General features: G+C 34.9%; 19 protein-coding genes. 12 read left to right on the top strand and 7 right to left on the bottom strand.

Annotated elements, in window-relative coordinates:
• Positions 1-39: 39 nt before the first annotated feature.
• From gcvH to B9Y84_RS10675, 6 genes are all read left to right on the top strand, one after another.
• Complete coding sequence (gene gcvH / locus B9Y84_RS10700) at positions 40-420, top strand: glycine cleavage system protein GcvH (RefSeq protein ID WP_085517096.1); 381 nt, start codon at positions 40-42, stop codon at positions 418-420.
• Positions 421-461: 41 nt separating this feature from the next.
• The gene (locus B9Y84_RS10695) at positions 462-794 is read left to right on the top strand and encodes a VanZ family protein (protein ID WP_085517506.1); all 333 of its coding nucleotides are present in this window, start codon (positions 462-464) and stop codon (positions 792-794) included.
• 84 nt (positions 795-878) lie between these two features.
• Complete coding sequence (locus tag B9Y84_RS10690; RefSeq protein ID WP_085517095.1) at positions 879-1559, top strand: energy transducer TonB; 681 nt, start codon at positions 879-881, stop codon at positions 1557-1559.
• A gap of 158 nt (positions 1560-1717) precedes the next feature.
• Positions 1718-3046: a DNA recombination protein RmuC gene (gene rmuC, locus B9Y84_RS10685; protein ID WP_085517094.1), complete on the top strand. Its 1329-nt coding sequence runs from the start codon at positions 1718-1720 to the stop codon at positions 3044-3046.
• Positions 3047-3075: 29 nt separating this feature from the next.
• On the top strand, positions 3076-3855 hold the full coding sequence (locus tag B9Y84_RS10680) for a peptidase associated/transthyretin-like domain-containing protein (protein ID WP_085517093.1): 780 nt from the start codon (positions 3076-3078) through the stop codon (positions 3853-3855).
• 76 nt (positions 3856-3931) lie between these two features.
• Positions 3932-4690 (top strand): carboxypeptidase-like regulatory domain-containing protein, encoded by a 759-nt coding sequence (locus B9Y84_RS10675; protein WP_085517092.1) that lies wholly within the window; start codon positions 3932-3934, stop codon positions 4688-4690.
• Positions 4691-4720: 30 nt separating this feature from the next.
• On the opposite strand, the gene B9Y84_RS10670 is transcribed toward B9Y84_RS10675, so the two are convergent.
• From B9Y84_RS10670 to recQ, 4 genes are all read right to left on the bottom strand, one after another.
• On the bottom strand, positions 4721-5191 hold the full coding sequence (locus B9Y84_RS10670; RefSeq protein ID WP_085517091.1) for a gliding motility lipoprotein GldH: 471 nt from the start codon (positions 5189-5191) through the stop codon (positions 4721-4723).
• A complete protein-coding gene (locus B9Y84_RS10665; RefSeq protein WP_085517090.1) occupies positions 5188-6432 on the bottom strand; it encodes a PSP1 domain-containing protein in 1245 nt (414 codons plus the stop codon). The genes B9Y84_RS10670 and B9Y84_RS10665 overlap by 4 nt, the downstream gene beginning before the upstream one ends.
• Before the next feature lie 220 nt (positions 6433-6652).
• A complete protein-coding gene (purD, locus tag B9Y84_RS10660; protein WP_085517089.1) occupies positions 6653-7942 on the bottom strand; it encodes a phosphoribosylamine--glycine ligase in 1290 nt (429 codons plus the stop codon).
• Positions 7943-8041: 99 nt separating this feature from the next.
• Positions 8042-10219, bottom strand: a complete 2178-nt coding sequence (gene recQ, locus B9Y84_RS10655; protein WP_085517088.1) for a DNA helicase RecQ — start codon at positions 10217-10219, stop codon at positions 8042-8044.
• A gap of 398 nt (positions 10220-10617) precedes the next feature.
• Between recQ and B9Y84_RS10650 the strand changes: the two genes are divergently transcribed.
• The gene (locus tag B9Y84_RS10650; protein ID WP_085517087.1) at positions 10618-11691 is read left to right on the top strand and encodes a mannose-1-phosphate guanylyltransferase; all 1074 of its coding nucleotides are present in this window, start codon (positions 10618-10620) and stop codon (positions 11689-11691) included.
• Between the two features lie 313 nt (positions 11692-12004).
• On the opposite strand, the gene B9Y84_RS10645 is transcribed toward B9Y84_RS10650, so the two are convergent.
• A complete protein-coding gene (locus tag B9Y84_RS10645) occupies positions 12005-12733 on the bottom strand; it encodes a VIT1/CCC1 transporter family protein (RefSeq protein WP_085517086.1) in 729 nt (242 codons plus the stop codon).
• Between the two features lie 379 nt (positions 12734-13112).
• On the opposite strand from B9Y84_RS10645, the gene B9Y84_RS10640 reads away from it, so the two are divergent.
• The 4 genes from B9Y84_RS10640 (at position 13113) to queG (ending at position 17784) form a co-directional block, all read left to right on the top strand.
• Positions 13113-13502, top strand: a complete 390-nt coding sequence (locus B9Y84_RS10640; protein WP_085517085.1) for a BlaI/MecI/CopY family transcriptional regulator — start codon at positions 13113-13115, stop codon at positions 13500-13502.
• Positions 13499-15649, top strand: a complete 2151-nt coding sequence (locus B9Y84_RS10635; protein WP_085517084.1) for a M56 family metallopeptidase — start codon at positions 13499-13501, stop codon at positions 15647-15649. The genes B9Y84_RS10640 and B9Y84_RS10635 overlap by 4 nt, the downstream gene beginning before the upstream one ends.
• Before the next feature lie 177 nt (positions 15650-15826).
• Positions 15827-16855 (top strand): Holliday junction branch migration DNA helicase RuvB, encoded by a 1029-nt coding sequence (gene ruvB / locus B9Y84_RS10630; protein WP_085517083.1) that lies wholly within the window; start codon positions 15827-15829, stop codon positions 16853-16855.
• Positions 16855-17784 carry a tRNA epoxyqueuosine(34) reductase QueG gene (queG, locus tag B9Y84_RS10625; RefSeq protein WP_085517082.1) on the top strand — a complete coding sequence of 310 codons (930 nt, stop codon included), beginning with the start codon at positions 16855-16857 and terminating at the stop codon, positions 17782-17784. Before ruvB ends, queG begins: the two co-directional genes overlap by 1 nt.
• A gap of 1 nt (position 17785) precedes the next feature.
• On the opposite strand, the gene B9Y84_RS10620 is transcribed toward queG, so the two are convergent.
• Both B9Y84_RS10620 and B9Y84_RS10615 read right to left on the bottom strand, forming a co-directional pair.
• Positions 17786-18391 (bottom strand): hypothetical protein, encoded by a 606-nt coding sequence (locus B9Y84_RS10620; protein WP_085517081.1) that lies wholly within the window; start codon positions 18389-18391, stop codon positions 17786-17788.
• Between the two features lie 285 nt (positions 18392-18676).
• On the bottom strand, positions 18677-19867 hold the full coding sequence (locus B9Y84_RS10615) for an exo-beta-N-acetylmuramidase NamZ family protein (RefSeq protein WP_085517080.1): 1191 nt from the start codon (positions 19865-19867) through the stop codon (positions 18677-18679).
• Between the two features lie 22 nt (positions 19868-19889).
• Here B9Y84_RS10615 and B9Y84_RS10610 point away from each other — a divergent pair, with 22 nt between their 5' ends.
• Positions 19890-21107: an ABC transporter permease gene (locus tag B9Y84_RS10610; RefSeq protein WP_085517079.1), complete on the top strand. Its 1218-nt coding sequence runs from the start codon at positions 19890-19892 to the stop codon at positions 21105-21107.
• The last annotated feature ends 59 nt before the right edge of the window (positions 21108-21166 follow it).

Below are 21166 nucleotides of genomic sequence, written 5' to 3'. Positions count from 1 at the left end.
AGAAATATTAATCAGTAGCCATTTTAAAATTAAATAAGAATGAATATTCCTGACAATTTAAAGTACACCAAAGATCACGAATGGGTGAGGGTAGAAGGTGATGAAGCCTATATCGGTATAACAGATTTTGCACAGCGTGAGCTAGGTGACATCGTCTATGTAGAAGTAGAAACGGTTGATGAAGAAATAGATGAAGGTGAAGTTTTCGGTACGGTAGAGGCTGTGAAAACAGTTTCAGATTTGTTTATGCCGGTGGGAGGAACAGTCTTAGAGTTTAATGAGTCTTTAGAAGATGCACCTGAGTCTGTAAATGATGATCCTTATGATAAAGGATGGATGATAAAACTGAAACTTTCCGACCCTTCATCTGTAGATAAGTTGTTGTCGGCAGAAGAGTATAAAGAATTGATAGGCGAGTAGTAATGTTTCTCAGGTATAATCTGTTTGGAATTATCTGGTTCTTGCTCATTTTACTATTGGGCCTAACGCCAGGTGAATCAATGCCTGTCACAAATGTTTGGGAAATCTTAAGTTTTGATAAAATCGCCCATTTCTTTGTTTTTGCAGTATTGTGCTTCCTTTTTATTCTGGGTTTTTCTAAACAATATACCTTCTTGTTTTTTCGATTTTATGCTGTGCCTTTAGCAATCGGGCTCAGTATAGGATATGGGTTGATCATAGAAATTGGGCAAACCTTTATTCCAGATCGTGGTCTTGAACCACTAGACATTCTTGCAAATACGATTGGAGTTTTTGCAGGATGGTTTGTATTTTATGTGATTTATAAAATTTAAATTCAAATTTTTCAAAAAGATTATAAGTATAATTTGAATTTAATTCATTAAATAATAGTTTTACTATCTAAACGATGTTTAATTATGGAACTTAAAAAGAATCCGAAAGCTGACATCAACAAAAAGTCAACGCTTTTTTTGAACATAGGATTGGTTATATCCATATCCTTGGTGTTTTTTGCTTTTGAGTACAAATTTTATGATGATGGGCCGGCCATGGACTTAGGTACGGTGACTGATGACATGGAGGATATCATGGAGATTCCACCAACGGAGCAACCACCGCCACCGCCACCAAAAGTAAAACTTCCTGAAATCATTGAGATACCTGATGAAGAAGAAATTGAAGAAGATATCGAGCTTGATTTAGATATGGATATGAATCAGGATGATGCAATTGAAGATATAGTCTTTGAAGATGAAGGTGAAGAAGAGGAAGTAGACAAGGTTTTCCAGATTGTAGAGCAACAAGCTGAGCCTTCTGGGGGTATCCAAGCATTCTATGATTATGTTGCTAACCAATTATCCGATAAGTATCCAAGACAAGCACAAAGAATGGGTATAGAAGGGGTAGTTTATGTGCAGTTCGTAATCGAGAGAGATGGTTCCTTAACAGACGTAACTGCTGTTAAAGGTATAGGTGGAGGTTGTGATGAAGTAGCTGTTGAAGTAGTGAAAAACTCTCCTAAATGGACACCAGGTAGACAGAGAGGTAGAGCTGTACGATCTCAAAGGGTAATTCCTATAAGATTCGTATTGAATTAATAGAACTTTTACATATTTACATATACATATGAAAGAAAGCCGGTTTATCCGGCTTTTTTTATGCCCTCTTCAAAATACTTTTCAGGATTTATGGAAATCTATCTTTTTGAATCTTTAATTTTGTTTTTTCTTAAGAGCATCTTTATAATAGTAATATCATGGAAATCATAGCAGTAGTGGTCGGATTAGTAGTTGGAGGTATTTTGGCTTACTTCATTCTTAAATCTCAAAATAGTAATGGAGGAGAATTAGCTGTTTTAAAAGATGAAAAGCAACAGGCTCTAACTGAGCTTAGCGTAGCAAAAAGTCAGAAGGATAGCCTATTAGGAGAGTTAAAAGAAGAAAAAAATGCGCATTCTCAGGAACGAGAAAAGAATGTTCAGTTAAATAGACAATTATCTACCGTTGAGTCTGATTATAAAAACCTTAAAATTAAATTAGAAGAACATAAAACTGAATTAGCAGAATTGCAACAGCAATTTAAAAACGAATTCAAAAATTTGGCTCAAGAGATCTTTGAAGAAAAGAGTAAAAAATTCACAGAACAGAATAAAACAAATATTGGGGAATTGCTAAATCCGCTACGGGAAAAGATAGATAAATTTGAAGAAAAAGTAGAGAAAAGCAATAAAGAAAATCTAATTTGGAATAGCGCATTAAAGGAGCAGATCACTTCCTTGAAAGAATTAAATCTTCAAATAACAAAAGAAGCCGAGAACTTAACAAGAGCTCTAAAAGGGGATTCTAAATCACAAGGAAATTGGGGGGAGATGCAGTTAGAAGCCATCTTAGAAAAGGTAGGGTTGCAAAAGGGAGTACATTACGAGAAGGAGAAAAATTATAAGAATGAGGAGGGAGATAACCAGCGACTAGATTACATCATCAAAATGCCAGATGATAAATATTTAGTTTTAGATTCAAAGGTTTCTTTAACTGCATATAGCAATTACTTTGATGCTGAAGATGATGAAAAGCAAAGTCGCTTTCTAAAGAATCATCTTGATAGTATTTATTCCCACATAAAAACATTGGGAGATAAAAACTACCAGAATCTTTATGATATTAATCAACCGGATTACGTATTAATGTTTATTGCAAATGAGCCTGCATTAACAATTGCGCTGAAAGAAGATCAAAGTTTGTATGAGAAAGCACTGGATAAAAATATAGTATTGGTTTCTACAACCACCCTGATGGCTACTCTTAGGACGATTTCCTATATTTGGAAACAAGATTTACAAAATAAAAATGCGATTGAAATTGCAACTCAGGCAGGGGCTCTTTATGATAAATTCACCAATTTCACAGATGATTTGCTTAAGGTTGGTAATAATCTTAAAACTACGCAAAATAGTTATTCAGATGCAATGAAGAAGCTTTATGACGGTAAGGGCAACCTAGTAAGAAGGACTGAGATCCTTAGAGAACTGGGGGCTAAAACCACCAAAAATATTGATAAGAGATTGTTAGATAGGTCAGCTGAGTAATATTGAAAAAGTAAGTACGTTTGTTTTAAATGCGTATTTATTATCTGTCAACCTTATTATTGATTATTCATTTTTCTTCCTTCTGTCAAAATCATATTGAAGGTGTAGTTTATTCTTCTGAGAATTATAAGCCAATTGCTGGAGCGCATCTATTAAATGTTGCGAATGATGAGGTAGATTTTAGCTCCGAGGAAGGGAAGTTTAGAATATTAGGTAAAGTTGGCGACACTTTGAGAATTACTTTTGTAGGGTTTAAATCAGAGTTTAGAATTATTGAGAAGATAGATTTTCAATCTATTTTATTAACTCCTGAAATAATTCAATTGGATGAAATACAGGTTTATAATTTACCTAAGGATGAACATGAGTTTAAGAGAGAAGTAGTTAAGATGGGAGTGCTTGAAATTGATTCCTTTATTCCGTTTGGAGTAACTCCTGGTAAACCAAAAGGGGAAATACCAAAATTGTATGAGAGGGGAACAAATTTGAAATTTGGAGCTAATGAAAAGTTTTGGCCTACATTAACTCTTCCGATGTCCTATTTTACTAAGAAGTTTAGTAAAAGACATAAAGCAAAACGTGATTATTATGAAGTGAAAGCAGCAAAGGATCAGCAGATCTTAAGCAGCAAAAAGTTCAATAAAGCAATAGTGACCAAACTAACTGGATTCAAAGGTGAAGAATTAATGAAATTTATGAGTTTTATGAAGCTAACTAGTGATTACATAGCCGAATCTACAGATTATGAAATAGCCAAAAAGATAATAGATTTGCATAAAAAGTATAGCGTAAAGTCAGAAATGGAATGAACTTAAACTAAGTTTTTGACATTTCTTAAATAATTCTATATACTAACAATTCGAATTTGAACGTTTTTACTGTAATATGAAGACATTTCTCTTATTCATATTTTTAATTTTCTCCACCTTTGGTTTGCATGCTCAAAGCCTAAAAGGTGAAGTCACTTCCAGCGAAGATGGATTGCCGATAGATGGAGTGCATTTGGTGAATACAACAGCAAATAATATGGCTGTTTCTGATGAGAATGGTCGCTTTATGCTGGTTGCCAATAAAGGAGATACCATAATTGCTTCCAATATTAATTTTAATACCAAGCAGTTCGTTATCAATGATGAACAGTTTTTGAGTCTCACTTTAAATCCTGCTATGATTCAACTAGATGAAGTTAGAGTGAGTAATATGCCTGATACTGAAGCTGAATTCCGAAAAAAAATTATTGACATGGGAGAGGTTGAAAATGAAACTTTTGTTCCTTTTGGAATGACCCCAAACAAATCACAAGGGAGTATTCCTAAAAACTATGATCCTGATTATACTAAATCATTAGCTTATGCCATTAATAAACCAGTTTCATTTATTGTAAAGAAGCTTAGTAAGAAGCACAAAAATAAAGTGAAATATTATCAGACGGTAGCTAATCAGGGGAACGTAATCGCCAACAATAAAAAGTATAATTCGGAAATTGTTACTGAGTTGACTGGTTTGAAAGGAGATGATTTAGTTCATTTTATGCAGTATTTGGATCTTGATCCAGCTTTTATCAAAAGATCTAGCGAATATGAAATTGCTGCCAGAATTTTGAAAGGATATGAAACTTTCAAATCTGAAAACCAAAAAGGTTAGTACTAAACGATTGCGAAACCTATGCTGACTTTATTGCTCCTTGATTTGCTCAATTCGAATTCCAGCAGAAATCATTCCTTCTAGTTCCATTTCTCTCATATATTGCTTTAGTTCTATCGTATATTTTCCTTTTGCTGGAAAAAACATAGAATCAACCAGTGACAGTTGATGAGCATAAATATCACTTTGCTTGTTTCCATAAGGTTTTCCTGTTTTAGCTTCAAACAACTTAATATTTAATAATTTATCTTCCATCACATAAGTAGAATCTCGCACTTGGTATTTTATATATAAATTTCTATAAGGATAATCCATAGTGTTTCTGAGATTCAATTTAATTTGATAGGGTAGCTCAATGCTGTCGATTTCTATATTAAATTCAGCGGATTCTTCCATATTCCAGCTCCGATCTTGGAAATCATAATTATCCTCAAAGTACCGTTCTTCAGTGCAGCTACTAATAAAGAACATCAGAAAAATTACACTACATACTACCCTCATTGATCTTTCTTATTATTTGGATTGCTTTTATTTTTATTAAACCTTTTTTTATTTTTTGGCTTCTTAGCGTTGCCCTGTGGCTTTCCTTTATTTTCGGGATTCGGTACTTTGTCCGCTTTTATTTTTTTTGGATTGAATTTACCGCTCTTTTTCTTTTTCTTATTCGGTTTAGAAAACTTGCGATCTAACTTTATAAGATCACTATTAATCTGGACTGAATCTTCAATTTCGAGCACATCTTCCATTAAAGTATCAGGCTTTTCACCTTGCTTATTTAGCGCTATTATTTCAGCAACTCTTTCCACTTTAACAGGATGCCAGATGTTGTCTTCTGAATAGCTAAACCACATTATTTTTCGGAAAATATCAGTTTTTTGTAAAGCTAAACTTCCTTTTTTGGTCTGAATAGGCTTTTCAACATCAGGAATTCCACTTAATGCTTCCATATAAGTGTCCAATTCGTAATTTAAACAGCATTTCAATCTCCCGCACTGGCCTGAAAGCTTGCTAGGGTTTAAGGATAAATTTTGATATCGAGCTGCACTAGTGGAAACACTTTTGAAATCAGTTAACCAGGTGCTACAGCATAATTCTCTTCCGCAGCTACCGATTCCACCAATTCTCCCAGCTTCCTGTCTGAGCGATATTTGGCGCATTTCAACTCTTATTTTGAATTCTCCTGCCAGTTTCTTAATCAATTCACGAAAATCTACTCGTTCCTCTGCAGAGTAATAGAAAGTAGCTTTTGAATTATCAGCTTGAAACTCAACATCCGAAAGCTTCATCTTTAATTTAAGCTCCTGAATGACTTCCCTCGCTCGATACATGGTCGGCATCTCCCTGTTTTGAACTTCATGCCATTTTTCGAGGTCCTTATCTGTTGCGATACGATATACGGCCTTTATTTCATCGTCATTCTTAATTTTTTTCTTTTGCATTTGCAAACGAACTAATTCTCCTTGCATTGAAATATATCCAATATGATGGCCATTAGGCACATCTACCACAACAGCATCTCCAGTAACTAAATCAAGATTATGAATATTTCTAAAAAACTCCTTTCTTCCTCCTTTAAATTTAATTTCTACTATATCGAAATTATCATAATTTGGGAAATCCATATTTGACAACCAGTCGAAAGAATTCATTTTATTGCATCCACCTGTGCTACAACCACCATTGTTTTGACAACCTGTCGTAGTCCCCTCTTTATTTTTAGTTCCGCATGATGAGCATCCCATAGTATATCTTATTTAAAGCCGTACTTATTTACAGCATTTTACAATTGATTTAAATGAATACCAATGCCCCAAAAGAAAAGTAGGGGGATATTCACTTGATCTTATTTTCGCAAGAATTGCAAGCCTGCCACTTTTAACTTTCTATCGCTAGAAGAGATGCCATTATAGGTCTAATGAGCCCCTGGCTATAAAGCGAACTTGAATTCCAACATTAATTTGGTCACTGACTATCTAAAGCCAATAAATCTTGGCCAATATCTTTTCTATAATAGAGATCCTCCCAGCATACCTTGTTCGCTCCTGCATAAGCATTTTTCAAGGCCATGTCTAATGTGTCTCCCATTCCTGTAATAGCTAACACTCTGCCTCCGGCCGTTATTACTTCATTATTTTCATCTGCAGTTCCTGCGTGATATATTTTCGCATGTACTACATCGTCTAGGCCTTTGATAATTTTCCCTTTTTCGTACTTTTCGGGATAGCCACCTGCTACCAAAACAATCGTAGCTGCAGTTTGATCGCTAATTATAAAGTCCTCCTGTTTTAGACTTTTTGTACTCATACTTTTAAAAATAGATAAAAGATCACTTTTGAGTCTTGGTAATACTACTTGTGTTTCAGGATCTCCCATTCTCACGTTGTATTCAATGACATAAGGCTCTCCGGCAACATTCATCAAACCTATGAAAATAAAACCCTGGTAATCTATTTTATCAGTTTGTAGGCCTTTAATAGTAGGTTTAATAACCTTAGCCTCTACTTTTTCCATGAAACGAGCATCAGCAAATTTCACAGGAGAAACTGCTCCCATGCCGCCAGTATTTAATCCCGTATCTCCTTCACCTATTCTTTTATAATCCTTTGCTGCTGGTAATATTTTATAATTTTTTCCATCAGTTAAGACAAAAACAGATAATTCAATTCCAGATAAAAACTCTTCTATTACTACTTTTTCACTAGCAGCTCCAAATTTCTCATCTTGAAGCATTTCAGTTAGGCTCTGCTCTGCAGTTCGTAAATTCTCACAAATAACAACTCCTTTACCACCTGCCAGACCATCTGCTTTTAATACATAAGGAGGGGTCAGCGTTTTGAGGTAGGATAAACCTTCTTTTAAGGTAGATTTGGTAAAGGTGGAGTAAGCTGCTGTGGGAATATTATGTCGGTGCATAAAACTCTTAGCAAATTCTTTACTGCCTTCCAATTGAGCACCTACTTTTCCTGGGCCAATGATCTGTATTTGATTTAATTTGGAATCTGTAGCAAAAAAGTCTCTAATTCCTGCTACGAGGGGTGCTTCCGGCCCAACGACAATCATTTCAATAGTGTTTTTTAAACAGAAATCAGCTATGCTTTTGAAATCGGTAGGCGATATATTTACGTTTTTAGCTATCTTAGCTGTTCCTGCATTTCCAGGAGCAACAAATAGGTTTTCGCAATTAGGACTTTCTAATATTTTTTCTGAAAAAACATACTCTCTGCCTCCAGAGCCTAGTATTAATATATTCATTTAATTTAGTCAATTTGATTCATTTCCTTTTGAGAAAATGCAGTTTATATAAAGTAAAATTAATGAAAATAATGACTGCGATTAAAGCAGTCATCAGAATTAGTTTGCATAGGTCGATAAAAACTTAATCCGCATAAGTCGTAAGTCTTCTTCACTAAATTCCTCTTCAAATTCATCCATTGCATCATCTATGCTATCAGATTCTGCTGAAAGAAAGTAATCCATAATTTCTTCCTGCTTTTCATCATCGATAATTTGATTCAAGTAGTAATTCAGGTTCAATCTTGTTCCAGAATAGCAAATATGCTCTATTTCATCAATTAATTCTTCAAATGAAATATCCTTCATTTCAGCAATTTCTTCCAAGTCAATTTTCTTGTCCACTTGTTGGATGATGAAAATTTTCATTTTGGATTTGTTGACAGATGATTTCACCATTACATCAGCAGCAGTAATAATATCATTTTCATCAACATACTCCTTAATCAACTCCATGAAAGGCTTTCCAAACTTCTGTACTTTTCCTAGCCCCACTCCGTTAACAGCGGCCATTTCCTCATTTGTTGTTGGGTAGGTGGTGGCCATTTCCTCTAGTGAAGGATCCTGAAAAATAACGTAGGGTGGTAAGTTTTTTGATTTAGCAACCTTTTTCCGTAAGGCCTTAAGCTGTGAATAAAGGGTTTCATCAAACGCTTTAGCAGAGACGGAATCTTTTTCTATCTGATCTTCATCCCCATCATCCGTATAAATGTGATTAACAGTAAACTGAATATCAGTCGGTTTTTTTAGAAACGCTTCTCCAGCATCATTAATTTTTAGAACGCCAATATTCTCGATATCTTTTGATAGATACCCATATAGCATTGTTTGTCGAATGACTGATTTCCAAAACTCAGGATCTTGATCCGCTCCCACGCCATGTACATCCAACTTATTGTGGTCATAGCTGGTCACATACTGATCTTTCGACCCTCTAATCACGTTTACCAAATGGTTTATCCCAAATCTTTGCTTTGTAAGTTTAACAGTCTTTAACACTGTTATCATTTCGTCTTTGGCTTCAAATTTTTCTTTCGGATGCTTGCAATTATCACATTTCCCACAATAATCGTCAAATTCTTCACCAAAATAATGAAGTAATTGTTTTCTTCTGCAGACGGAAGATTCTGCGTAAGAAGACATTTCTTCTAACAGGAGCTTAGCGTTCTCCTTTTCCGTAACAGGCTTATCTTTATTAAATTTCTCAAGTTTAAGAATGTCGTTATAGCTGTAAAACATTAAACAATCTCCCACTAATCCATCTCTTCCAGCTCTTCCTGTTTCTTGGTAGTAGCCTTCAACAGATTTCGGAGTGTCATAATGAATTACAAACCGAACATCTGGTTTATCTATTCCCATACCAAAGGCAATAGTCGCAACAATGATATCAGTATCTTCATTTAAGAAGTCATCTTGATTCTTCATGCGAGTAGCACTTTCTAAACCAGCGTGATAAGGAGCTGCATTAAAACCATTTACATTCAAGAATTCAGCAATTTCCTCTACTTTTTTTCTGCTCAAACAGTAGATTACACCACATTTTCCTTTTCTTTCGTTCAAAAATCGGATGAGCTGTTTCTTGGCCTGATTTTTTGGTCGAACTTCGTAATAAAGATTTTCTCTATTAAAAGAGGATTTAAATACGTTAGCCTCTTCCATATTCAGGTTTTTCTGAATATCTAGTTGCACCTTTGGTGTCGCGGTGGCCGTAAGTGCTATAATAGGTATATTGGATATTTGCTGTAATATAGATTTTATTCGCCTATATTCTGGTCGGAAATCATGACCCCATTCTGAAATGCAATGTGCTTCATCTATTGCAGCAAATGAGATATTAGCTTGTTTTAAGAATTCAACATTTTCCTCTTTTGTCAGAGACTCAGGGGCTACGTAGAGAAGCTTTAAGTTGCCACTCATGACTTCTTTTTTTACCCGTTTGGTTTCTGTTTTAGTTAATGTTGAATTTAAAAAGGCAGCATTTACTCCTAGTGCCACTAACGTATCCACTTGGTTTTTCATTAAAGCAATCAAAGGAGATACGACCAATGCAGTCCCCTCTCTTGAAATTGCAGGTAACTGGTAACAAAGGGATTTTCCAGCGCCCGTAGGCATGATCACAAAGGTATTTTTACCGTTTATTAGGTTTTGCATAATCAATTCTTGATTTCCTCTGAATTGATTATATCCAAATACCTCTTTTAATTTATCTTTTAAAGTAGCTTCTTGCTCTTCTATCATCACGTTAGCACAAATTGCTTAATTATAAACTTATTTATTCAATCTCATGTCAAATTTAATGGCTATTCATGAGATACTTTGAATTTAGTAAAAAATATTAAAAGGATTGTCCTAAAATCTTTATTTATATAATGTATTTAGTGTAAGAATATTATCGTTTAAGTGTAATTTCTATTAGAGACGAGTGGTATTTATTTAGCAGGGTATTTTTTGCTAGAGCTGAATATGCAATTATGTTTTCCAGTCCAGCATTAATTTTGCATTTTTGAACCCTGAAATTCCCTGTATAACTTTTGTATGAAGGGGGGCGTTAATTATTGAATATATTCTTTACATACTATTAAAGAGGATTTTTTTAATTCGAGCTTTTTTTTAAAGTGCTCGGAACCGTAAAACTTATGAATCAAAATAACTATGTGATAATCATGGCTGGAGGAACGGGTACTCGTCTCTGGCCAGTTAGTACTTCCAAAAGACCCAAACAATTTCATGATTTATTAGGCTTAGGCAAATCCTTGCTGCAAATGACCTATGAAAGGTTTCTGGCAAAATTCCCTAAAGAAAACATTTATATAGTTACAAATAAGGAATATGAAGGCTTGATTGAAGAGCAAATTGAAGGAATTGACAGTCAGCAATTGCTTCTAGAACCTTACAAGCGGAATACTGCACCATGCATAGCATATGCAGCCTACAAGATTGCTAGTAAGAATCCTGAAGCCTCTATGGTAATTGCACCCGCAGATCATTTAATCCTTAAAGAGGATATTTTCCATCAGTCCATTGCAGTGGCTCTAGACAGTGCTTCTAAAAAAGACCAATTGATAACTTTAGGTATGCATCCTAATAGGCCTGAAACGGGCTATGGATATATTCAATATATTCCTGATTCTGCTACCATTAAAAAAGTGAAAACTTTTACTGAGAAACCAGAGATTGGATTAGCACAAAAATTTATTGAAAGTGGAGATTTTGTTTGGAATGCAGGTATTTTTATTTGGTCAGCCAAAAGCATTATTAAAGCTTATGAAGAGTATCTGCCAGATTTAGCAGAAATATTTGCAGATGGAAAGTCTCAATATTTTAGTGTAAATGAAAATCTATTTGTGAATAAAGCTTATACTCAATGTGTTAATATTTCCATTGATTTTGGCATAATGGAAAAGGCTGAAAATGTTTTTGTCTTATTAACCGATATAGGCTGGTCAGATTTAGGAAACTGGGAAAGTTTGCATGAAATAAGGGAGAAGGATGATCAAGATAATGTTTTACCTAAAAATGTCATGAGTTTTAATGCAACAGGAAATATCGTAACTACTGATAAGAGTGATTTAGTTGTTATTCAAGATTTACATGATTTTCTGGTAGCCGAGCAAGATGGTGTTATTTTAATTTGTAGGAAAAATGCTGAGAAAGAAATAAAAGAAATTGTAAATGTGGTAAAAGCTGAAAAAGGAGATAGTTTCGTATAAACTCCTTTTGTAAGCTCACTTTACAGAAGTACATGACTGCACATTAAGGATGCTAGCGCATTTTTTAAGGGAGCTTTTATTTCCGTGTATTCCACTTTGGGAAGTTATTATTCCTGATCGTACTCATCTTCATAGCAAACTTTGCTTTTAAAGTAGATTGAAAGCGCATCTGCATCAGAGCTGTGTATCATTAATGATTTACTTTTTAGCAGTAGAATAGCAGCTCAATTTCCTTCCAAACGGGTTTTGAAATAAGGAATTGGTTGAAATATGTTTACTGCTTTCTTATATTTCACCGAAATGTTCATGTTTTTTATTTAATAATTTGTTCCAGAAAATCTCCTACGAAGTAAGCTACAACAGCAGCTAAACTGCCTAAAAGTAAAGTTTCTGAGACTCCTTTTATTATTGAATTATTGGTTACTTTAGATTTGAGAAAGCCAATGATAATAAAACCAATTCCTGTCAAAATACTAGACCAAAGGAATTTATGAGTGATTTCAATTCTGATGTAGTCGGCAACAAAAACCAATAACGGAATTAGCCCAATAACCACAAAAGAAATGAAAGTAAATAATCCTGTTTGAAATGGAGATTTATCTTCTTCTATTAGACCCAGTTCGTCTTTCATCATTACATCTACCCAGCGATCTTTATCTTTGGTAATGACTCCCACTACCTGGCTTAACAGAGGTTCTTCAAATCCCTTTTCTATATAAATCTCTCTTATTTCCTGTTTTTCGGTTTCGGGCATATTATCAATTTCCCAATATTCAATAGCCTTTTGTTTTTCAAAATGCTGCTTTTCAGATTTGGCAGACATGTAGGCTCCTATTGACATGGAAAAGCCATCTGCAAACAAATTTGCAAAGCCTAAAATGATGATCACTGAATTATCTAATCCTGCACCCACAGCACCTGCTACTACTGCGAATGTAGTAATACTGCCATCAATGCCTCCGTAAACGAATTCAGACAGGTAATTTTGATGTCTACCCAAAAAGCTACTTCCCTGATGTATAAATTCTTCTTTATTTTCCATAATTACCACAATATAATTTTTTAAGTTTAAAGAAGATACTGCTAACTACTGAAGTTTGTAAAGAAGAAGGCGGGTTTTTATTCCCGCCTTTCTATTTTAAGCAAAATTTAATAGTAGGACGATAATGACCATTCCGACAATGATCCCAATTACAACAGGCCAGTTGACTTCATCCTCGTTGGGAGGAGAAACGATTTTTTGATTTGTAGTTTTCATTTTGTGTAAAATTGCAGAAAGTGCTGCAACAAGACTATCTACGGTATTCGATTAAGAAAGTAAGTCAGTTTCATAAAATTATTTTTATTGTTACGACATTTGTCGTGAAAGTATTTGGATATTACGACAGTTGTCGTTTACTTAGTGTAAAATTAGAAATGAAATGAGCAATCAAAAGCAAAAACCATCAGAGGCAGAGCTCGAAATTCTTCAAGAGTTGTGGGATAAACCAGGTTTGACCGTTACTGACATTCACCAAAAATTGGAAGCAAAAAAACAGGTAGGCTACACCACCACTTTGAAGCAAATGCAACGGATGCACGATAAGGGAATGTTAAGTAGGAAAAAGGAGGGGAAGCTTTTCATATATTTTGCTGAGCTTGATGAACAGCTTATCAAAAATTCGATCTTTAGTAAGCTATCAGAGACTTTATTTAAGGGTTCTGCCAAAGACATGATGATGCATCTATTGGGAAATCAAGAAACCACAGAAGAAGAGCTGCGCGAATTAAGGCAGTGGATTGAAGCAAAAGAGAAGGGAGGTTCAAAATGATGAATGTCTTGCAGTCTTCGATCATCCAAGTATTCGGTATTTGGGTTGCAGTCAGCTTTTTAAGTGGACTGCTGATTTTTCTGATCTTAAAGGTTTTTGACACTATTTTCTCAAATCAATCTTCAGCTGATAAGTATCAAAAAAGTATAGCAGCCGTTTTGTTCTTCTTTTTCTTGAATATGGTAGGTACTTTTTATGTTCAAGAGTACGCTCTTCAGGAAGAAAGGCAAAAGGTAAATATCGAAGAATTGGTTAAAACTGCTGACGATTTTAGTGCTGAAGCTTCAGTCTTAGAAACTAATCATGATCTATTTTTTTCTGGTCCTGAAGGGAGTGAGAGTTTCAATAGTGGATCATTGTTAAAATATTTAGGAGTTTTTTGGATGATTGGTGCTTTAGTTTTTACGATAAAAATGATGGGAGGCTATTTTTATACTCGATCTCTGATCATTTCCTCTCAACAAACTATACCTGAAAATTGGAGTCATTTTATTATTGAGGAGCTTGAAAAACTAGAAATCAAATGCAATGTGAAAGTATTTGAGAGCCATAGAATCTACACTGCTTTTACTTTTGGATTCTTAAAACCAATGATTGTTCTACCAATTGGTTTTTTTACTAGTATTCCAACTGAGCAAATAGAAGCTGTTTTATTGCATGAATTGTATCATATAAAGCACAAAGACTATCTGGTTAATATAATGACCATGTCTTTTGAGATAATATTCTTTTATCACCCTGTAATGTGGTGGCTTTCAAAAAACATCCGAAGAGAACGAGAAAATAGATGTGATGACCAAGTCACACAATTAGCGGATAAGAAGGTTTATGCACATGCATTGCTAAATATGGAGAGTTATAGGCAGTCGATGAGCTATGCTATTCCTTTTTCAAATAAACCATCAAACCTTAAAATGAGAATTATGAGAATTTTTGAACAGAAACCTGAAAAAAATATAGGTTTAAAGCCTTTCTTAAGCCTTTTGGTGATAGTTGTGTTTTTAATGAGCTTCACTTTTTACAAACTAGAAGACCCGAAACCACTATCTAAATCATTAGAAAAAAAGGAATTGAAAGAAAATGAGAAAGACACTCAGAACTTGAAAAAACCAAATGAGGATGTATTATTTAAGTCAGAAAATAGTCGATTAGGAGTAGTCTTAGAAATGACGCAAAACACGCTTATTGCAAAAACAGATAATACAAATGTGAAATTATATCTGGATGAAGAACGTCAATCTTTAAATGAGCGACTCCCATTTGGAGAAAATAAAATGGCTACCATGTTTGAGATCAATGAGGGTGCATCATATCATTTCTTTACAAGAAAATATTTTGACACTCATGATAGAGAGCAGTGGACCAAGGAAAATGAATATCGCAATACTTATGTATTCGACTATGCTACAGAGTTTTTCACATTCAAACCTGCTAAAAATTTTGATTCTAAACCAGATCAAATAGATAAAGCAACGATTGATGTCTTAACAAAAGATGATACTAGAAGGTCAAAAATTATTGCAAAGACTGAGCAAAAGGTGGCAGATCTATCTGAAATTGACATTCCTAAGCCAGATAAACTTGTTTTTAAAGATCAGAAAAGGCAAGCCCAGGATACGAGTAGTTTAGAACTTTTGAAGAACCTTCTTCAAAAATTTGAAGCAAAAGGAAATTCTGATGTAAAAGTAAAGATTGATGGTAAGTTACTTGAGAAAAATATCAGCATTGAAAATGCTTTGGGTGTACGGCAGATTGACAATATAAAAATAGTAATGCCTTCAAAGAATGCGAAACCTGCAGAGATTGATATTATCACAAACGAAATAGTGGGGGCACAAGTTGGAGAGGTTCTAAAGGAGAGTGAATCCATAGTCATTGACATCAGATATGAAACTAATGAAGGTGACTTTTCAGGTCAAATGGAAATGAATTTCGAAAAGGAAGATGTATTGGATGTCCTTAATTTTACAAATGAATCTATATTATTCGTCATTGCAGGTGAGGTTAAAGAGTTAGGTTACCGACCCAAGGATATCGAACCAAATAGTATTGATCACATAGTTGTATTAAAAGATAAAAAAGCAATTGGTAAATATGGAGATATAGCTAAAAATGGAGTTATTGAAATTTACCTTAAGCAAGAGTAAGAACCGTTAAGCTATCAACCCTTAAATGACTTGTCTTTGGCAGGTCATTTTTTTTATCTGGATGATTTTCTAGAAGAACGGATGCAGATCAAAGATGAATACTGTCATAAAAGTCAAGAATGAATATCCCTTCGAAATCCTCATTTTTGATTAACTTGCCACAAATAATCAGATGATATGAGAGAAGATTTCCTAACTGGAGATGAGGAACATTTGAATCCTGAAGAGCGAGAGTTTGAAAAAGCCCTTCGCCCCCTTTCTTTTGGCGACTTTACTGGCCAGCAAAAGACAGTTGATAATATTCAGGTTTTTGTTCTTGCAGCTAAAAAAAGGTCTGAACCTTTGGATCACGTCTTATTGCACGGCCCTCCTGGCTTAGGTAAAACTACGCTTTCCCATATAATTGCGAATGAATTAGGATCAAGTTTAAAAGTTACTTCTGGTCCAGTTTTAGATAAACCTGGTGATTTAGCAGGCTTATTAACGAATCTGGAAGAAGGTGATGTGTTGTTTATAGATGAAATCCATCGATTAAATGCAGTGGTAGAGGAATATCTTTATTCCGCCATGGAGGATTTCAGAATTGACATTATGCTAGACAGTGGTCCAAATGCTAGATCAGTTCAAATAAGTTTGAGTCCATTTACTTTAATTGGAGCAACTACTCGTTCGGGCTTGCTAACCTCACCTTTAAGAGCTCGTTTCGGTATTAATGCCCGTTTGGAATATTATGATGCTGAACTGTTAAAGAAAATTCTAAAACGTTCGGCAGCTATTTTAAATACTCCAATGGAAGAAGATGCTGCTTACGAAATAGCTCGAAGAAGCAGGGGGACTCCAAGAATTGCGAATACTCTTTTAAGGAGAACTCGTGATTTTGCTGAGATAAAAGGAGATGGCACTATCACTAAAGCTATAGCAGAAATTGCTTTAAATGCATTGGATGTTGACCAACACGGACTGGATGAAATGGATAATCGTATTCTGACCACCATTATTGATAAATTCAAAGGTGGTCCGGTTGGATTGGGTACCATAGCCACCGCAGTAGGAGAAGAGGCTGACACCATTGAAGAAGTTTATGAGCCTTTTTTAATCAAAGAAGGCTATTTGAAAAGAACGGCTAGGGGTCGTCAGGCCACCGAATTGGCTTATAAGCATTTAGGGAATGTACCACCTGCACAATTAGGTTCTTTATTTGATTAATGTCCTTCAGGAAAGAAAAAAATACCAAGATTATCAAATCCATAGCTGCTGAATTGGGCTTCGACTTCTGTGGTGTGTCCAAAGCTGGATTTTTAGAAGAGGAAGCCCCAAAGCTGGAAAACTGGCTCAAAAAAGGCTACCATGGTAAAATGCAGTACATGGAAAACCACTTTGATAAAAGACTAGATCCCACAAAACTTGTTGAAGGCGCAAAATCGGTAGTTTCTTTAATGTACAATTATTATCCTGAGCAAGATATTGCCAAAAGCGACTCCTATAAACTTGCCAAATATGCTTATGGAAAGGATTATCATTTTGTCGTAAAAGATAAGTTGAAAGATTTTATGTCCCGTATCCATGAAGAAATAGGAGAGGTGGACGGAAGAGTTTTTGTAGACTCAGCACCAGTGATGGAAAGACAATGGGCAGCTAAAAGTGGTTTGGGCTGGTTGGGTAAAAACAGTTTGTTATTAAATAAGCAAAGAGGTAGTTTTTATTTTTTGGCTGAGCTAATCATTGATTTAGACCTGCAGGAAGATGGTCCAATGCAAGATTATTGTGGGACCTGCACGAAGTGTATTGATGCCTGTCCGACTGATGCTATTGTGGGAGATACAATTGTAGATGCTTCCAAATGTATTTCCTATTTAACGATTGAATTGAAAGATGATTTGCCCAAAGAATTTTCCGATAAAATGGAGAGTTGGGTTTTTGGCTGTGATATTTGCCAAGATGTTTGTCCTTGGAATCGTTTTTCAAGACCTCATAAAGAAAAAGCCTTTCAGCCTCATCCCCTTTTAAAGGAAATGGACAAAAATGATTGGAAAGAGATGACCAAAGAAGTGTTCAATGAGGTTTTTAGAAAATCGGCAGTGAAGCGTACCAAATACACTGGACTAATGCGGAATATAGATTATATAAACTCCTAACTTAAGGTTGAAAAATAGCAGGGATCACATTATCCAAGTCTTCAGAATTCATAGCATATTGTATGTAATCTGGTAAGTCTTTTAAAGGCATCATCAACAATCCAACTTTTTCACTATCTGCATATTCATGATAATCAGCAACAGAATGGAGATGCAATTTGATAAACCCGAGCGGTTGAAAAAATCTTTTTGTCAAACTTACTAATTTGTGCTCTTTTAATCTGTTATTCTTGCTCAGAGCATATGGTGAAATGATTGTGGCTGGAATAATGGTTTTTGGTAAAAATGGTTGGACTACTTTAAATGAGCTTTCGAAATTTTCATGACCTGTGAATTTTATTAAGACTTGTTCTTGGATAGGATGTTCACTATGATAAAATAACACCGGTCTATCAAATTTAGCCAAGCTCTTCAAGAAATTCCCTAAATCAATTTTAAAATTAGGTTCTTTTAATTTTGATAGCGGTAAAACCAATTGTTTGCGGTTTTCATGCCTGGATAAGCAACTATTGCAGATTCCATTTTTACAAGAGTAAAATGATTTAGCTGGTATCCAATCATTCGCTTGAATACTAGAGTTCTTATTTTCTAATGTTTTCGCTTCCATCTTCCCGATTGTTTTTTACAAAATTGACAAAATTACAACGGAAGTGTACTGAGATTAATAAGGAGCTAACATGATTAAAGTCAGGGTTTTTTGGCGATAGTCTAGAATCTAGAGTAAAGAACCTAGATAAAAATTGACAATAAACGGTTGAAAAAAACTTCGAGATGCTACCTTCATAATTTCAATTAAGCATTTCATTGTTATTTCCGGTCTGACCTGCGGTACTGACCTTTTCATCCAACATCCTTCAATTCCCCCATTTGGGGGTTAGGGGGCTCATGAGGATTAAGGGGCTTCATAAATCAAATATTTTTCTCTCATCTTTTTATATTCTTCCAATCCAGGCTGCCAGCTCATTCTGATTTCTTCTTCAGAAAATCCTGCTTCAATCTGCTGGCGTAGTGATTCAGTTCCTGCTAATTTGCTTAGGAAACTATTGAAGTATTCGTCCTTATCGGGAAATGCTTTATAAAAATCAATCAAGTATTTTATTGAAATCCCCTCCTTAAAATCTTTTGTTTCAAAATTAATCCCAAAACATTTTTCATCCTCAAAAGGTGGGTTCGCACTGCTTCCTGGCATACTGACAGGTGTAAAAGTATGTCCGAACTCTACTAATTCAGGATGGCCAATTTGTTGAAATGGCTTTTTAGTGCCTCTGCCGACACTAATCACAGAACCTTCAAACAAACACAAAGAAGGATAGAGTGCAATGCTTAGATCATTTGGTAGATTTGGAGAGGGTTTTATTGGCAGAGAATAAGGGTCGCTGTGACTGTAATTTTTATTCTTAATGATTTTCAATTCGCATTGCAATTCATTTTTCAACCATTTTTGACCATTGATCATTTGTGCAAGCTCAGCTACAGTTAATCCATGCAAAATTGGGATTGGATGCATTCCTACAAATGACTGATGTTCCATTTCCAATATAGGGCCGTCCACATACATGCCATTGGGATTAGGTCTATCCAAAATCAATAAAGGAATATTATTTTCTGCACAAGCCTCCATTACATAATGCATGGTGCTGATGTAAGTATAAAATCTAGCACCAACATCCTGAATATCAAAAACTAGGATATCTATGTCTTCTAGTTGCTGTCTAGTGGGCTTTTTATTTTTTCCATAAAGAGAAACAATAGACAAGCCTGTTTTTTTATCAATACCTGAGTCAACTGTGGCCCCAGCGTCAGCCTCACCTCTAAAACCATGCTCTGGTGCAAAGACTTTTGCTATATTTATTTTATGTGATCTTAAGGTGTCAACTAAATGCGTTCCGCCAATCGTGGAGGTCTGATTGACTACCATTCCGACTGATTTTCCTGTCAAATAGGGTAGATATTCTTCAGTTTGGGATGCGGCAGGTAAAATGGTGTTCTTTTGAGCTACGCAAGCATTTATTAAAATCACAAAAAATAGACCGCAAAGCGGAATGAGTTTGCTAATGAAATTGTAATTTGCAGTTTGAATCATAAATCAAAAATAAAGTTAATTCTTGAATCTACCTGATTTTATAGCGAAACGAACAATTAATTCTAAAACCGGTCAATTTTCTGGCAGCATTTTTAAGATTGCTATCAGTAGTATTGCGATTGGCTTAGCAATCATGTTAGTTGCCTTGTTAATTTTGGGGGGATTTCAGAAAACCATCAAAGATAAGGTCTACAGTTTTGCGGGGCATATGCAAGTGACGAAATATACCTTAAGCAATTCTTTTGATGAATCCCCTATTTCAACCGAAACTAGTTTCTTTCAAAATCATCGAGATTTTAGTTTCGTTGAGCATGTTCAAGGCGTGGCCTATAAAGCAGGATTGTTAAAAACAGAAGAAGCGGTGGAAGGCGTAGTGATTAAAGGAATAGGTTCTGATTATGATACTGCAAATTTTGCTTCTAATTTAATAAAGGGAAGGTTTCCAAACGTTGATTCTGAAAATTATACTACGGAAGTTATCATTAGCAAAGAGATTGCTCAGTTGCTGAGGCTTGAATTACTTGATAAAGTGATCATGTATTTTGTGCAAAATCCTCCTCGGTACAGGCAATTGGAAATTGTAGGTATTTATGAAACCGGATTGGAAGATTTTGACGATAGAATCATTATTGGAGATATCAAAATGATTCAAAGATTGAATGATTGGAATGAAGATCAGGTAGGTGGTTATGAGGTTTTTATAAATGATGAATTGGATGAGGAAGAGGCAGAATCCATTGTATTTGATAAGGTAGAAGCCGATCAATTTGTGAATCTTACTAGTCAGAAATATCCTCAATATTTCGAATGGCTAGAGTTGTTAAATCAGAATGTGAGATTGTTTTTAGCTTTGATTTTGTTTGTCGCCTGCTTTAATATGGTAGCGGTGATATTTATCCTAACTATGGAAAGAACTCCCATGATCGGGATGTTGAAGTCTATGGGAGCAAATAATAAATTGATAAGAAATATTTTCTTAATGAGTGGTTTGCGTTTGACTTTTAAAGGTCTGCTATATGGTAATGTTGTGGCAATTGGATTTGCAGCCATGCAGTATTACTTCCAAATCATTCCGCTTGATCAAGAAAATTATTATATGAGTTTTGTACCGATTCTGTGGGATTTTAAAATGATTATTGGTTTGAATTTATTGGTTTTAGTAGTCGTTTTGATCTCTCTTTTCCTGCCTGTTTGGTTCATAGCTCGTATGAAACCGATTAAGGCTATTCGATTTGATTGATTGATTTTATGCTTTCCTTTTATTAGCTTATCTGGCTGAGAATCGGTTTTTTTAATAAT

The organism is Marivirga sericea (assembly GCF_900177665.1).
Taxonomy (GTDB): domain Bacteria; phylum Bacteroidota; class Bacteroidia; order Cytophagales; family Cyclobacteriaceae; genus Marivirga; species Marivirga sericea.
The sequence above is the reverse complement of the archived record's forward strand: the minus strand, read 5'-3'. Positions and strand labels throughout refer to the sequence as shown.